The following is a 12,812-nucleotide window of genomic DNA, read 5'->3' on the forward strand; positions in this document are numbered from 1 at the left end:
CGATCAATCAAGTAGCCACGCGAACGTTTGACGCNGTGGGCGACCGCGGCGACGGTTGCGCAACACCACGAACTCGCGGCAGGTCGCCCCTCGATTCCTCGGGAACTAGATCGAGCTCTGCTCATCGACCTCTCGGACGCGCTCGGTGAGTACTCGCTAAGCGACCAAGTGCGGGTTGATCTTCGCGCGGAGTTCTGGGCAGCCGCAGATCGCAAGTAGGGCCGGCCAGTTCGTCCATCTGACCGAAGATGGGTACGAGCGGGTCGAACTGCACTCAGGCAATTTCATCGCCTACTCGGAGCCTTGGGACGGGTTCGATTACCCCACTTGATTGAGCCGGCGCTGGAGGAAACGACGCTCGGGGTCGGAGGGGGCGAGCTCAAGGGCTCGGCGGTAGTGCGGCAGGGCATCCGCGGGGCGACCAGAGCGGCGGTGCAGGTCGGCGCGGGTGGCGTGCAGGAGGTGATACTCCCCCAACTGAGCGTCGAGATCGAGGGTGTCGAGGAGGGCGAGGCCAGCATCCGGGCCCTCGGAAAAGGCCACGGCGATCGCTCGGTTGAGGTCGACGATTGGCGACGGTGCCACCTCGCTGAGGTGGGCGTAGAGGGCGGCGATGCGCGCGAAGTCGGTCGCCGCGGCCGTCGGGGCGGTCGCGTGCTCAGCGGCGATCTGAGCCTGGAGGAGGTAGGGGCCGGGCGAGGTGCTGAGGTGCTGGAGGGTGTGCTCGGCTTCGGCGAGTGTCTGGGAGCCTTCGGCAATTGCGGGGGCGTCCCAGCGGGAGCGGTCTTGGTCTTCGAGCAGCACGATGTCTCCGGCGGCGTCGAGGCGCGTGGCCGCGCGCGAATGCTGGAAGAGTTCGAGGGCCAGCAGCGCGAGCACCTCGGGCTGCTGCGGCATGAGTTGCGCCACGAGGCGAGTGAGACGGATCGCCTCGTCGGCGAGGGCGGGGCGGATGAGGTCGGTTCCGCTGCCGGAGGAGTAACCCTCGGTGAAGAGCAGGTAGAGGACGGCGAGCACTCCCGCGGTGCGCTCGGGCAGCAAGTGCGGCGGCGGCACGCGGTACGGGATGCCCGCCGCACGGATCTTGCCGCGCGTGCGCACGAGCCGCTTCTGCATGGTCTGCTCGCTCACCAGGAAGACGTGCGCGGTCTCGGCCACGCTCAAGCCGAGAACGGTGCGGAGGGTGAGGGCGACGCGGGACTCCATCGCGAGGGCCGGGTGGCAGCAGGTGAAGATCAGGCGCAGGCGGTCGTCGTTCAGGGGGTCGGCGGGGTCGATGGGCATGGTCGGCTCCTCTCCCCCGTGCTCCTGTGCGTCGATCTCGGTCTCGATTGCCACGCGCTGGGCGGTGTTCCGCTCGGCGGCCACCTTGCGGAAGGCGTCGACGGCGATGTTCTTGGCCACCGTCGTCAGCCAGGCGCCCGGGTTGTCGGGGATGCCGCGCTCGGGCCACGTCGACAGCGCGCGGGTGACGGCGTCGTGGAGGCTGTCCTCCGCGAGATCCCAATCGCCGGTGGTGCGGATGAGGCTCGCCACAATGCGCAGGCGCTCGGACGCGACGACCTCGGCGAGCACTGCGCTCGCCTCGGTCGTCGCGTCGTCGGGCGTGAGGCCGGTCATCCGACCTGGTTCATAGTCACTCGAACGGCCAGACCGGGCGCACCTCGATGCGACCGAACCGCGCCATCGGGTGCGCGGCGGCGATCTCGAGCGCCTCATCGAGGTTCTCGACGTCGATGAGGTCGAAGCCGGCGATGGTCTCCTTCGACTCAGTGAACGGGCCGTCGGTGAAGATCGTCTTTCCGTCGCGCACCGTCACCGTCGTGGCGTCGGAGGGCGGGCGCAGGCGGTTGCCGACGCGGGAGGCTCCGCGCCGGTCGAGGTCGGCGACCCACTCCTGGATGTTGTCCTCCTCGGGGACGTAGGTGGGGGCGGCAGGGTCGTCGACGATCAGCAGCAGGTATTCCATGGTGGTCTCCTTCGTCAGTTCGGGGTTTGCATGAGGCGGCGGACCTCGACGGGCGAGTACTTCGTCTCGGCGAAGCGGCCGGCGATCTCGACGGCGCGCTCGTGGGAGGCGACGTCGACGATGTAGTAGCCGCCGATGTACTCGGTGCCCTCGGTGAACGGGCCGCGCGTGGTGACCGGTTGGCCGTTGTGGTGGCCAAGGACCGTGACGTTGTCGGTGTCGAGCTCGTTGGAGTCGATGATCTCGTTTCTCGCCTTGAGCTCGTTGTGCACGGCGGCGTGGGCTGAGTCGAGGTCGGGGTTTGCGCCGTCGGCCCAGGCGGCCTCGGCCGTCTCGTTCGAGTGGATGAGGATCATGAAGCGCACTGGCTGCCCTGCCTTCCGTTGAGGGTGATTACACCAGTACGACGGAGCGGGGTGGGGTGGGAGGACACAGTCCCGCGGAAAAGCGGGTGGAACTACTTCAGCGGAGGTCCTCCGCGACGCGGATGAGCACCTTGCCCGTGACTCCGGCCTCGACGGCGTCGTGAGCGGCCGCCGTGTCCTCGAGCGGGAACCACGACAGGGGTAGCCCCGCCTCATCGCCCACGGGCAACGCACCTGCCTCGAGCGCGGCAGTGATGTCCTCTGCGGCGACGGCCAGAGCATCCGGCCCGACCGTATAGAGCAGGAGGCCCTGCCAACGGACGTTCTTGGCGAAGCTCGCCACGATCGGAGCGGTGAACTCCTCGCCGTTGTTGTTCGCGTAGTACGCGATGCTGCCGTGGTTGGCGACCACGTCGACGTCGAAGGCGGCGTTCTGCGCGAGTGAGACTTCGACGATGTGGTCAACGCCGCCGGTGGCGATGGACAGCACCTTGGCCGCTAGCGCGCCATCCGGGTACTGGAGGACGTGATGCGCGCCCGCTGCACTAGCGAGAGCCGCCTTCTCGTCGCTGCTGACCGTGGCGATGACGGTCGCTCCAGCCCAGATCGCCAGCTGGATCGCGGCGTGCCCCACGGCCCCTGCCCCGCCCTGCACGAGCACCACACGGCCGTCGAGGCTGCCGGGGGCGAGACGCGTCGGCCCGAACTCGTGCACAGTGAGTGCACGGTGGGCGGTCATCGCGGGAACACCGAGGCTCGCGGCGACGTCGAACGCGATGCAGTCGGGGAGGCGAACGACGCGGCTCGCCGGTAGGACGGTGAATTCCTGCGCTGTGCCCGTCGGGCGTTCGTGGGCGGCAAGGAAGAGCCAGACGCGGTCGCCGACGCTCAAGTGCTCGACGTTCGAGCCGACCGCATCGACGACGCCGGCGCCGTCCTGATTCGGGACCATCTCGCCGGAGTCGACCGGCTTGCTGGCGCGGGCCTTCCAGTCGGTCGGGTTGACGCCAGACACGGCGACTCGGATGCGCACCTCGTCCGGACCGGGGGTCGCGGGCTCGCGGGTGGTGAGCTCGAGGACGGAAGAGGGGCCGGGGCGGGAGAAGGTGATGGCTCGCATGGTCGGTGCAAGGAGGCGCTGACGGCGGCTATTCCCGGCTCTCGGCGTCGAGCGGTGCTCGCCGCCGGTTGCTGCCTGGCAGGTCGGGATTTGTCCCCACCGCTACCCCAAACGCGGCGGAGCCGCGCCCGGGGCCCCTCGCGCCGTGGGCCCACCTGCTCGCAGGTCCGAGCCACCACGCCCGGGAAATGCCGAAAGGGCCGTCCTTTGGACGGCCCTTTCGGCATTTGTCGGGCTGACAGGATTTGAACCTGCGACCCCTTGACCCCCAGTCAAGTGCGCTACCAAGCTGCGCCACAGCCCGTGGCTGGCCCTCCGCGGGGGTGGGCCGTAGGAGAGTCTAGCGGCATCCGGGAGGGGGTGAGCGCATCGCGCGGCCCGCGTGCGAGGCTGGAGCCCATGACGACCACACGCGTGCTGGTGACCGGGTTCGAGGCGTTCGCGGGGGCCGCATCCAACCCGAGCGGTGAGGTCGTGCGCCGGCTCGTCAGCGTTCCTCAGCCCGAGCTCGCCGAGGCGGGGGTCGAAGTACGCGGGGTGATCCTGCCCGTGTCGTACCGGGCATCCGGGCCTGCGCTCATGGCGGCGATCGAGGCGCACGCTCCCGACGTCGTCATCGCGCTGGGGCTCGCGGAGGGGCGCAGCGGCATCACGCCCGAGCGCGTCGCGATCAACCTCGACGACGCGCGCATCGCCGACAACGACGGGGATCAGCCCATCGACGCGGCCATCGAGGAGGGCGGTCCCGCGGCTCGGTTCTCGACGCTGCCGGTCAAGGCCATCGTCGCCGCGCTCACCGAGGCGGGGCTGCCGGCGAGCCTGTCGCTCACGGCGGGCAGCTTCGTGTGCAACCACGTCGCATACCTCGCGGGCGGGGCGGTCGAGCGGGATCCGGGGCTGCGGGGCGGGTTCATCCATGTGCCCGCGACGCCCGACCTCGTGCCGCCCGGGTCGAGCGTGCCGACCATGACGATCGACGAGCTCGAGCGGGGCATCCGCCTCGCCATCATGACGGCGGTGCGGACGACGACCGATGCGAAGGTCGCCGGGGGCAGCATCCACTGACCTGAACAGGGGACGCGCCCCCGGCGCTCTCGACGTCAGCGGGCGGTGTAGCCGCCGTCGACGACGAACTCGGAGCCGGTCATGAACGACGCGTCGTCGCTCACGAGGAAGGCGATCGCGGCGGCGAGCTCCTCCGGCTGGGCGATGCGGCCCATGGGGGTGGTCTGGGCGAGCATCGAGCGGTCGGTCTCGCCCAGGATCGGCGTGTCGACGAAGCCCGGGTGGATCGAGTTGACCCGCACGCCCTCCGTCGCCCAGCCGAGCGCGACCGACTTGGTGAGCGTGCGCACGGCGCCCTTCGCGGCGGCGTAGGCGGGCGAGGTGCCGAAGCCGCCGACGATGCCGAACATCGACGAGACGTTCACGACGGCGCCGTTGCCGCTCGCCTTGAGCGCCTCGGCGGCGGCCTTGAGGCCGAAGTAGACGCTGTTCTGCGTGACCGCGACGACCTTCAGGTACTCGTCGGTCGTGCTCTGCTCGAGCGGCACGGTGTCGCCGATGCCGGCGTTGTTGACGAGGATGTCCAGGCCCCCGAACGCCTCCGTCGTCGCGGTGATGGCGGATGCCCAGCTCGACTCGTCCGTCACATCCAGGTGCATGGCGCTCGCGCGACCCCCGGCCTGCTCGATCTCGGCGACGACGGCGGCGGCTCGGTCGTCCTGCAGGTCGGCGACGACGACGCTCGCGCCCTCGCTCGCGAGGCGGAGCGCGGTCGCTCGGCCGATGCCGCTCGCGGCTCCGGTGACGAGGGCGATGCGGTTCTCGAGGCGGTTCATGATCACTCCCATGGCTCGGCCGGGTGGGCGAGTTCGGTCGCGCGTCCGGCGGTGTATTCGACAGGTGTCGTTTACATGCAACGGTGGCCGAGGCAGGGCTATTCCCCGACAGCTGACGGATACGATGGGCCGCATGACCGCGGCCGAGACGACCCCCGTCGGCCACGACCCGCGGTGGGTGCGGTCGCGCGATCGGCTGCACGCGGCGGTGCTCGAGCTCGCGCGCACCTCGCCCGCGTCGGCGATCACGGGGGCGGCCCTCGCGCGCGCCGCGGGAGTCCATCGCTCGACGATCTACGAGCACGGCGCCGACCCGGCCGACCTCCTCCGCAGCGCGCTGCGCGCCGAGCTCGACGAGATCCGCCGCCGCTGCATCGAGCCCGCGACCCCCGACACGATCGTCGCCGCGATCGGCTCCTCCGCCGACGAGGTCTTCGCCCACGTCGAGCGGCACTCCCCCGTCTACGCGCGCGAGCTCGCCGCCGGAACCTCCGGCCTCGGCGCGATGCTCGCCGAGCACTTCGCCCACTCGATCGCGCTCCTTATCGAGCACGGCGCGCTCACGCCTCCCGCGATCGACGACGACCCCGACCGGTTCGCCGAGACCGTCGCCGCCGCCCTCGCCGCGACCACGGTCGCCGTCATCACCGACTGGCTGCGCGACCCGGAACCCCGCGACCGCGCGCTGCTGCTGCGCCGCTGGCGAGCCGTGCAGCCGCCGTGGTGGCCCGCGGCATGAGGCCGGTCATCCACGTCTCGGCCGCGCTCGTCGTCGACGACGCGGGCCGGCTGCTCGTCGTCCGCAAGCGCGGGACGACCGTCTACATGCAGCCCGGCGGCAAGCCCGAGCCCGGCGAGACCCCCGCCGAGACCCTCAGCCGCGAGCTGCTCGAGGAGCTCGGCGTGCACGTTCCCGTCGCCGCGCTCGAGCCGCTCGGCCGCTTCACGACCGCCGCGGCGAACGAGGCCGCGACGACGCTCGTCGCCGACGTGTTCCGCGCCGTCATCACCGAGCCGTGCGTGGCGGCCGCCGAGATCGACGACGTGCGCTGGATGCACCCCGACGAGTTCGCGACCACCCCCGTCGCGCCGCTCATCACCGAGCACATGCTGCCGCTGATGCCCGGGAAATGACCTCGGTGCCGGGGTCGCGGCCCGGCTCCCCCTCGCGCCGGATCGGCGAGCGGGCAGATTCCCTCCCGCGAAGGATGCGGCGCTGACGGACATGAGGTTTCCTGGAGGGATGGACGACCAGGACCACCCGCCCATCGGCGACGAAGCGCCCGAACATCGCCTACCTGCCGATCGGCATCACCTTCATGATGCTCGGCGCGGTCTTCATGGCGACCCTCGACTCCGTCGCGCTCGGGCTCGTCTTCCTTCCCGTCGGCGTCGTGTTCATCGCGCTGTCGCTCTCGCCGGGCGACGCCGGCGGTGGTGGCGGGGCAGAGGTCGGTGGCGGGGCCGGGGGTGGGCCCGGGGCCGGGGGCCGGGGGCTGAGCTAACTACGACGCGCCGGTGACGACCGTCGACCGTGCGATCCCGCGCCCTCCCGTGCGTGACGGGCGCGCGCCGGCGTGGATGAGCCGTGTGCTTCTCGCGGCACGTGCCGCGGGCCGACCACGGCCGTGACCGCCGCGGTCACCAGCAGCACCCCCGACGCCACGAGCAGGGCCGTCGTCGTCCCGTCGAGGAACGCCTGGCGGGCCGCCGCGACGACGGGCTCGGCGGCGGGCCCGAGCGCGTCGACGAGCGGAGACTGCGTGAAGGCGACCGATCCCTCGACGGCGTCGCGGGCATCCGCCGGCAGCTCGGATGCCGCGTCGGCGACGCCCGACCGGTAGACGGCAGCGAGCACGCTGCCGAGCACGGCAATGCCGAGAGCGCTGCCGAATTCGCGCGCGACGTCGTTGACGGCCGAGGCGACGCCCTGCTTCTCGTGCGGGAGGGCCGTCGTGATCGCGGTCGTCGACGGGGTGCCCGCGAGAGCCATGCCTGCGCCGAAGAGCAGCAGACCGGCGACGAACACGGCGTAGTCGAAGTCGACCTCGAGCAGCGAGAGCGTCGCGAAGCCCGCCGCCATGAGCACGAGGCCGACCGGCGCCACCTTGCGGTACCCGACGCGCTGCGCGAGCACGGGCGCGAACCGCGCGAGCGGGATCATCGCGACCGGCAGCGGCAGCATGCACACCGCGGCCATGAGCGGGCTCAGCTCGACCACGAACTGCAGGTACTGAAGCGCAGTGAAGAAGAACCCGAACGCGGCGAAGAACTGCACCGTGAGCGTGAGCGCGCCCGCCCCGAACGCCCGCACGGCGAACAGGCGCGGATCGAGCAGGGGCTCGGGCCGGCGCCACTCCCACGCGACGAACGCGACGAGAGCGGCGAGCCCGACAGCGAGAACGATGATAGGCCCCGCCTCCTCGCCGTCGGTCGCGGCGATCTCGATGATGCCGAACACGATGCCGCCGACTGCGACGAGTGACAGCAGTGCGCCGAGGCCGTCGAAGCGGGGCGGATGCGCGTCACGACTCGGCGGGATCACGAGCGTCGCCCCGATGAGGCCCAGGATCGCGAGCACGACGTTGAGCCAGAAGAACGAGTGCCACTCGAAGAACTCCAGCAGCAAGCCGGTGCCGAAGAGCCCGAGCACGGCGCCGCTGCCCGCGACGCCCACCCAGACGCCGATCGCCTTCGGGCGCTCCTCGACGGGAAAGCTCGTCGTGATGACCGAGAGCGTCGTCGGCATGATCGCTGCCGCTCCGATCCCCATGACGGCGCGCAGGGCGATGAGCGCTGCGGGCTCCTCGACGAACGCGGCGGTCGCGGCGGCGGCGCCGAAGACCGCGAGCCCGACCATGAGGATCCCCTTGCGCCCCAGCCGGTCTCCGATCGCCCCGGCCGAGAGCAGAAGCCCGGCGAAGACGACGGTGTAGGCGTCGACGATCCAGGTCAGCTCGGTCTGCGTCGCGCCGGTGCCCCGCGCGAGGCTCGGCAGTGCGACGTTGAGGCCGCTCACCGCCGAGACGACCGTCATGAGCGAGACGGCGACGACCGCGAGCACGAGTCGGCGTCGGAGGGGGGTGAGCGCTGCGGTGACCATGAGGGCCTCCCGGAGGGCCGTCGAACCCTCCTGTGCGAGCCACAGCGTACTCCGGGTGCGGAAAGGCGGGGAGGGCGCATCACTGAGCAATCATCGCGAGATGCGTGCGGAACCCTCGACCGAGCGCTTGAATGAGGTCATGACCGAACCGGCGTCGTCCTCCCACCCGCAATCCGAACCCCGATCCGCGCGTCGTCGGCCGCAGCTGCGCTACCTGATCACCGGCATCGTGCTGCTCGTCGCGGGTGTCGTCTTCATCACCCTGCTCGACTCGACGCCGATGGGCATCGGACTGCTCATCATCGGCCTCGTCCTGGCCGGCCTGTCGTTCACGAGCAGCGGCTCGGGCCCGGGCGGCGGCACGCGCCCGAGCCACTCCGAGAGCGGATATCCCGGCGGGTACGGCGGGGGCTCCCTCTGGGGCGGCGGCGGCACGACCGCCGGGCGCGACGGCTAGAGCGCGGGCAGCCGCCCGCGGAGGGCGGGCCACGAGCTCGCGAATCCGGGGTGCAGGGGCAGGGCATCCACCTGCTCGATCGCGACCCAGCGCAGCTCGAGGCTCTCGAGATCGGCGACGACCGGCTCGAAGAGCGCGTCGACCCGGACGACGACCGTCGTGTACGACCAGAATCCGAGGTCGACGACGCTCTCGAACAGGACGCTGACCGCGTCGAGCGGCACGCCGGCCTCCTCGTTCGACTCGCGGAGGGCCGCGTCGGACGCGCTCTCGCCGAGCTTCCGCGCCCCTCCTGGGATGCCCCACGTACCGCCGTGGTGCGACCACTCGGCGCGGTGCTGCAGCAGGATGCCGGCCTCGGCGTGCCACGCGAGCAGGCCCGCTGCGCCGAAGCGGCCCCAGAATCGCTGGCCGTCGGGGCCCTCGACCCACGCGTCGCCGGGGTCGCGCAGGTGCGGCGGGGGCAGGGGCGGCGGGGTGCGGCGCGCGGCTCCGTCGGGTGCGGCGGAGGGCGGGGTCGACATGGTGCTCAGGCTACGGCGCGAAACCTGCGAAACGGGGGGTGCCGGGCGGGGCGCTGTCAGGCCAGCATCGCCCGGAAGGCGTGCGTGCGGTACGGCATGAGGATGTCGCCGTCGGCGGTCGCGACGCGTGCGCCGAGCGCGCCCACCTCCGCGAGCACCCGCTCGCGCTCGTCGTCGTGCATCGCGATGACGTCGCTGCGCGAGGCGGCGAGGTCCATGAGGCCCTCGATGGTGAGGGTCGCCGTCCACTCCCACGTGGCGTGCGCGAGCGCCCGGAAGGGTGCGCCGATCTCGGGCATGCCCTCCGTGAGCAGGCGCTCGGCGGCGCTCGAGTGCATGATGCCGCTGAGCTCGCGCACCCACGGGACGGTCTCGTCGCGGATGTTCCAGAACAGGCCGATGCGCCCTCCGGGTCGAAGCACGCGGGCGGCTTCGCGGCTCGCGGCGGTCGGGTCGACCCAGTGCCACGACTGGCCGAAAGTGACGGCGTCGACGGAGAGATCGTCGACGGGCAGGTTCTCGGCTGTGCCGACGGAAGTCGCGACGCTCGGCAGGCGACGCGCGAGCGTGGCGAGCATCGTGGGGTCGGGGTCGACGGCGCGCACGGCATGACCGGCGCGGGCGAGCTGAGCGGTGAGCTTGCCGGTGCCGGCGCCGACGTCGAGCACGAGAGCGCCCGGGCGCGGCAGCAGCCACTCGATCGCGGCGGCGGGGTAGCCGGGTCGGGCGCGCTCGTAGGCGTCGGCGGCCGTGCCGAATGACGTGGCGATCTCCATCCTCGCGACGCTACGGCACGCGAACTCCGGTGCGCAGGGGCTTGCGCTCGGGTGCGGCGAGCAGAATGAATCCGTGCCCGACCCCGCGCCGCTGCCCGAGCGGCCTCCCGCTCCCCCGCTGCCGGGTCGCGCGATCATCCGCCAGCGCTGGAGCGACTTCCTCTTCCTCCACTGGCGCGTCGACCCCGAGCTCGTCGCCCCGTTCCTCCCCGCCGGCACGCGCCCCGACGTGTTCGACGGCAGCGCGTGGGTGGGCCTCATCCCATTCGTGCTCGGCCGCCACCAGTTCCTGCCGCTCCCGCCCGTCCCCGGCCTCGGAACCTTCATCGAGATCAACGTCCGCACCTACTCGATCGACGGGGCGGGGAACCGCGGCGTCGTCTTCCGCTCGCTTGAGGCGCAGCACCTGCCGCCGGTGCTCGCCGCCCGCGCGCTGTTCGGTCTCCCCTATGAGTGGGCGGATGCTGCGCTCACGGTCGACGGAGACGAGCTCGAGTACCGCAGCCGACGTCACCGCCTCGCCAGCGGGGCCGCGCACCCGCTCGTCGATCGCCCGACGACGCGCATCCGCGCCCGCGTCTCGGCGTCGCCCGTCGACACCCCGCTCAGCCGCTTCCTCACCGACCGGTGGGGGTTCCACGAGCGACACCTCGGTCGCACGATCCACGCGCGCAACGCGCACGAGCCGTGGCCGCTCGTCGACGCGACGCTGATGTCGCTCGACGATCAGCTGCTCGAGGCCGCGGGGTTGCCCGGGCTCGCCGGGCGCGCGCCCGACTCGGTGCTCGCGACGCCGATCGGCCGCGGGGTCGTGACGGAGTTCGCGGCCGCGCGCCGCGTGAGTTGAGCGGCAGGTCGCCGGGCGCGCGCGGACGCGCCGCGGGCCGCGCTACCTACCGTTGTTGAGGAGTGTCGAAAACCAATTACGTCACTCCTCAACAACGGGAGGGCGCTGGCCGGGCACGCGAGTTTCGGCGGGCGGCGCGTCGGAGCGTCTGCGCGCTGGACGAGCCGCACGGGGGCGCTTCTCGCGCCCGCGATCCGAGACGGATCGCGGCGCGTTCGGGGCGGAGGTCAGAAATGACCTCCGCCGGTCACTTGCGTGCCCTTTTTTCCCGAACGCGCATGTTGACCTGGATGGGCGAGCCCTCGAAGCCCCACACCTCGCGCAGGCGGCGCGTGATGAAGCGGCGGTACTGCGGGTCCAGGAACCCGGTCGTGAAGAGCACGAAGGTCGGCGGGCGCGTCGACGCCTGCGTCGCGAACAGGATGCGCGGCTGCTTTCCGCTGCGGACGGGGTGCGGATGCTCCTGCGTCAGCTCGGCGATGAACGCGTTGAGCTTGCCGGTCGGGATGCGCGTGTCCCACGACTGGAGCGCGAGCTCGAGCGCCGGGACCAGCTTCTCCAGGTGACGGCCCGTGCGCGCCGAGATGTTGACGCGCGGCGCCCACGCGACGTGCGCGAGATCCTGATCGATCTCGCGCTCCAGGTAGCGGCGGCGCTCGTCGTCCAGCATGTCCCACTTGTTGAACGCGAGCACGAGGGCGCGGCCCGACTGGAGAACGAGCTCGATGATGCGGACGTCCTGCTCGCTGATCGGCTCGGTCACGTCGATGAGCACGACCGCGACCTCCGCCTTCTCGAGCGCCGCGGCGGTGCGCAGCGAGGCGTAGAAGTCGCTGCCCTGCTGCAGGTGCACGCGGCGGCGGATGCCGGCGGTGTCGACGAAGTTCCAGATCTTCCCGCCGAGCTCGATCTGCTCGTCGATCGGGTCGCGCGTCGTGCCGGCGAGCTCGTTGACGACGACGCGCTCCTCGCGCGCGGCCTTGTTGAGCAGGCTCGACTTGCCGACGTTCGGGCGGCCGATGAGGGCGACGCGGCGGGGACCGCCGAACTCCTGCTTCGCGACGGCCGACACCTCGGGAAGCACCGTGAGCACGTGGTCGAGCAGGTCGGCGACGCCGCGGCCGTGCACGGCCGACGTCGGCCACGGCTGCCCGAGGCCGAGGCCCCAGAGCTCGGCCGTCAGGGGCTCCTGGCGGGTGTCGTCGATCTTGTTGCCGACGAGGATCACCGGCTTCTTCGAGCGGCGCAGCATCTTCACGACGAACTCGTCCGTGGCGGTCGCGCCCGTGATGGCGTCGACGACGAACAGGACGGCGTCGGCGAGCTCGACGGCGACCTCCGCCTGCGCGGCGACCGAGGCGTTGATGCCCGTCGCGTCGGGCTCCCAGCCGCCCGTGTCGACGAGGGTGAAGCGCTTGTCGTTCCACTCGGCCTTGTAGGTGACGCGGTCGCGCGTGACACCGGGCGTGTCCTCCACGACGGCCTCCCGGCGGCCGAGGATGCGGTTCACGAGCGCGCTCTTGCCCACGTTCGGCCGGCCCACGATCGCGAGCACCGGCAGGGCGGGCAGCGTGATGATGCCGTCCTCGCCGAGCTCCGCGCTCTCGAGCAGGTCCAGGTCGTCGTCATCGAGGTCGTAGTCGGCGAGACCCTTGCGCAGCGACTCCGCGCGCGCGAGCGCCAGGTCGTCGTCGAGCTCGGCCAGGCGCGCGGCGACCTGCTCGGCCGCCTCCTGGTTCAGCTGCGGGTACTCGGCGTCGCCGTCGTCAGTCGAGACGGCGTCGGGGGTGTTCTGGTCGGCGGTCATGGG

Annotated in this window: 15 protein-coding genes and 1 tRNA gene; 6 read left to right on the top strand and 10 right to left on the bottom strand. The window is 71.7% G+C overall.

The annotated features are described in order from the left end of the window. Nucleotides 1-318: 318 nt before the first annotated feature. The 5 genes from ASG83_RS12150 to ASG83_RS12170 form a co-directional block, all read right to left on the bottom strand. Nucleotides 319-1,620: an RNA polymerase sigma factor gene (locus ASG83_RS12150; protein ID WP_082599228.1), complete on the bottom strand. Its 1,302-nt coding sequence runs from the start codon at nt 1,618-1,620 to the stop codon at nt 319-321. A 16-nt stretch (nt 1,621-1,636) separates the two neighbouring features. Beyond that, the gene (locus tag ASG83_RS12155; protein ID WP_055861835.1) at nt 1,637-1,969 is read right to left on the bottom strand and encodes a YciI family protein; all 333 of its coding nucleotides are present in this window, start codon (nt 1,967-1,969) and stop codon (nt 1,637-1,639) included. Nucleotides 1,970-1,983: 14 nt separating this feature from the next. Then, nucleotides 1,984-2,325 (bottom strand): YciI family protein, encoded by a 342-nt coding sequence (locus tag ASG83_RS12830; RefSeq protein WP_162253799.1) that lies wholly within the window; start codon nt 2,323-2,325, stop codon nt 1,984-1,986. A gap of 106 nt (nt 2,326-2,431) precedes the next feature. Beyond that, nucleotides 2,432-3,454, bottom strand: coding sequence for an NADPH:quinone reductase (locus ASG83_RS12165; protein ID WP_055861840.1), 1,023 nt, complete (start codon nt 3,452-3,454; stop codon nt 2,432-2,434). A 230-nt stretch (nt 3,455-3,684) separates the two neighbouring features. Continuing rightward, nucleotides 3,685-3,758 (bottom strand) — tRNA-Pro (locus tag ASG83_RS12170). Between the two features lie 95 nt (nt 3,759-3,853). Here ASG83_RS12170 and pcp point away from each other — a divergent pair. After that, nucleotides 3,854-4,519: a pyroglutamyl-peptidase I gene (pcp, locus tag ASG83_RS12175; RefSeq protein ID WP_055861843.1), complete on the top strand. Its 666-nt coding sequence runs from the start codon at nt 3,854-3,856 to the stop codon at nt 4,517-4,519. A 35-nt stretch (nt 4,520-4,554) separates the two neighbouring features. Here the strand turns inward: pcp and ASG83_RS12180 are convergent, their stop codons facing one another. After that, nucleotides 4,555-5,295: an SDR family NAD(P)-dependent oxidoreductase gene (locus ASG83_RS12180; RefSeq protein ID WP_055862187.1), complete on the bottom strand. Its 741-nt coding sequence runs from the start codon at nt 5,293-5,295 to the stop codon at nt 4,555-4,557. 133 nt (nt 5,296-5,428) lie between these two features. On the opposite strand from ASG83_RS12180, the gene ASG83_RS12185 reads away from it, so the two are divergent. The 3 genes from ASG83_RS12185 to ASG83_RS12195 all read left to right on the top strand — a co-directional run bounded on the left by ASG83_RS12185 (nt 5,429) and on the right by ASG83_RS12195 (nt 6,800). Beyond that, the gene (locus tag ASG83_RS12185) at nt 5,429-6,034 is read left to right on the top strand and encodes a TetR/AcrR family transcriptional regulator (protein ID WP_055861846.1); all 606 of its coding nucleotides are present in this window, start codon (nt 5,429-5,431) and stop codon (nt 6,032-6,034) included. Beyond that, nucleotides 6,031-6,429 carry an NUDIX domain-containing protein gene (locus tag ASG83_RS12190; protein ID WP_055862190.1) on the top strand — a complete coding sequence of 133 codons (399 nt, stop codon included), beginning with the start codon at nt 6,031-6,033 and terminating at the stop codon, nt 6,427-6,429. The genes ASG83_RS12185 and ASG83_RS12190 overlap by 4 nt, the downstream gene beginning before the upstream one ends. Nucleotides 6,430-6,614: 185 nt before the next feature. After that, nucleotides 6,615-6,800, top strand: a complete 186-nt coding sequence (locus ASG83_RS12195) for a hypothetical protein (RefSeq protein ID WP_055861850.1) — start codon at nt 6,615-6,617, stop codon at nt 6,798-6,800. On the opposite strand, the gene ASG83_RS12200 is transcribed toward ASG83_RS12195, so the two are convergent. Further along, nucleotides 6,797-8,398 carry an MFS transporter gene (locus tag ASG83_RS12200; RefSeq protein WP_082599229.1) on the bottom strand — a complete coding sequence of 534 codons (1,602 nt, stop codon included), beginning with the start codon at nt 8,396-8,398 and terminating at the stop codon, nt 6,797-6,799. The genes ASG83_RS12195 and ASG83_RS12200 overlap by 4 nt on opposite strands. Before the next feature lie 139 nt (nt 8,399-8,537). Between ASG83_RS12200 and ASG83_RS12205 the strand changes: the two genes are divergently transcribed. Beyond that, entirely contained in the window at nt 8,538-8,855 is a 318-nt protein-coding gene (locus ASG83_RS12205; RefSeq protein ID WP_055861852.1) for a hypothetical protein, read from the top strand. Here ASG83_RS12205 and ASG83_RS12210 read toward each other — a convergent pair. Beyond that, complete coding sequence (locus ASG83_RS12210; protein ID WP_082599230.1) at nt 8,852-9,379, bottom strand: NUDIX domain-containing protein; 528 nt, start codon at nt 9,377-9,379, stop codon at nt 8,852-8,854. The genes ASG83_RS12205 and ASG83_RS12210 overlap by 4 nt on opposite strands. A gap of 56 nt (nt 9,380-9,435) precedes the next feature. Next, a complete protein-coding gene (locus tag ASG83_RS12215) occupies nt 9,436-10,155 on the bottom strand; it encodes a class I SAM-dependent methyltransferase (RefSeq protein WP_055861855.1) in 720 nt (239 codons plus the stop codon). A 73-nt stretch (nt 10,156-10,228) separates the two neighbouring features. On the opposite strand from ASG83_RS12215, the gene ASG83_RS12220 reads away from it, so the two are divergent. Further along, nucleotides 10,229-11,002, top strand: a complete 774-nt coding sequence (locus ASG83_RS12220) for a YqjF family protein (protein ID WP_235460201.1) — start codon at nt 10,229-10,231, stop codon at nt 11,000-11,002. 247 nt (nt 11,003-11,249) lie between these two features. Here the strand turns inward: ASG83_RS12220 and der are convergent, their stop codons facing one another. Next, nucleotides 11,250-12,809: a ribosome biogenesis GTPase Der gene (gene der / locus ASG83_RS12225; RefSeq protein ID WP_082599231.1), complete on the bottom strand. Its 1,560-nt coding sequence runs from the start codon at nt 12,807-12,809 to the stop codon at nt 11,250-11,252. Nucleotides 12,810-12,812: the final 3 nt, after the last annotated feature.

It is taken from the genome of Yonghaparkia sp. Soil809, assembly GCF_001429705.1.
GTDB lineage: Bacteria > Actinomycetota > Actinomycetes > Actinomycetales > Microbacteriaceae > Microcella.

Excerpts from the sequence above, each read along its gene's own strand:
- ASG83_RS12180 (WP_055862187.1), bottom strand. The coding sequence starts at position 5,295 with ATGAACCGCCTCGAGAACCGCATCGCCCTCGTCACCGGAGCCGCGAGC.
- ASG83_RS12190 (WP_055862190.1), top strand. The coding sequence starts at position 6,031 with ATGAGGCCGGTCATCCACGTCTCGGCCGCGCTCGTCGTCGACGACGCG.
- ASG83_RS12200 (WP_082599229.1), bottom strand. The coding sequence starts at position 8,398 with ATGGTCACCGCAGCGCTCACCCCCCTCCGACGCCGACTCGTGCTCGCG.
- ASG83_RS12185 (WP_055861846.1), top strand. The coding sequence starts at position 5,429 with ATGACCGCGGCCGAGACGACCCCCGTCGGCCACGACCCGCGGTGGGTG.
- ASG83_RS12155 (WP_055861835.1), bottom strand. The coding sequence starts at position 1,969 with ATGGAATACCTGCTGCTGATCGTCGACGACCCTGCCGCCCCCACCTAC.
- ASG83_RS12210 (WP_082599230.1), bottom strand. The coding sequence starts at position 9,379 with ATGTCGACCCCGCCCTCCGCCGCACCCGACGGAGCCGCGCGCCGCACC.
- ASG83_RS12830 (WP_162253799.1), bottom strand. The coding sequence starts at position 2,325 with ATGATCCTCATCCACTCGAACGAGACGGCCGAGGCCGCCTGGGCCGAC.
- ASG83_RS12195 (WP_055861850.1), top strand. The coding sequence starts at position 6,615 with ATGATGCTCGGCGCGGTCTTCATGGCGACCCTCGACTCCGTCGCGCTC.
- der (WP_082599231.1), bottom strand. The coding sequence starts at position 12,809 with ATGACCGCCGACCAGAACACCCCCGACGCCGTCTCGACTGACGACGGC.
- ASG83_RS12205 (WP_055861852.1), top strand. The coding sequence starts at position 8,538 with ATGACCGAACCGGCGTCGTCCTCCCACCCGCAATCCGAACCCCGATCC.
- ASG83_RS12215 (WP_055861855.1), bottom strand. The coding sequence starts at position 10,155 with ATGGAGATCGCCACGTCATTCGGCACGGCCGCCGACGCCTACGAGCGC.
- ASG83_RS12165 (WP_055861840.1), bottom strand. The coding sequence starts at position 3,454 with ATGCGAGCCATCACCTTCTCCCGCCCCGGCCCCTCTTCCGTCCTCGAG.
- pcp (WP_055861843.1), top strand. The coding sequence starts at position 3,854 with ATGACGACCACACGCGTGCTGGTGACCGGGTTCGAGGCGTTCGCGGGG.
- ASG83_RS12150 (WP_082599228.1), bottom strand. The coding sequence starts at position 1,620 with ATGACCGGCCTCACGCCCGACGACGCGACGACCGAGGCGAGCGCAGTG.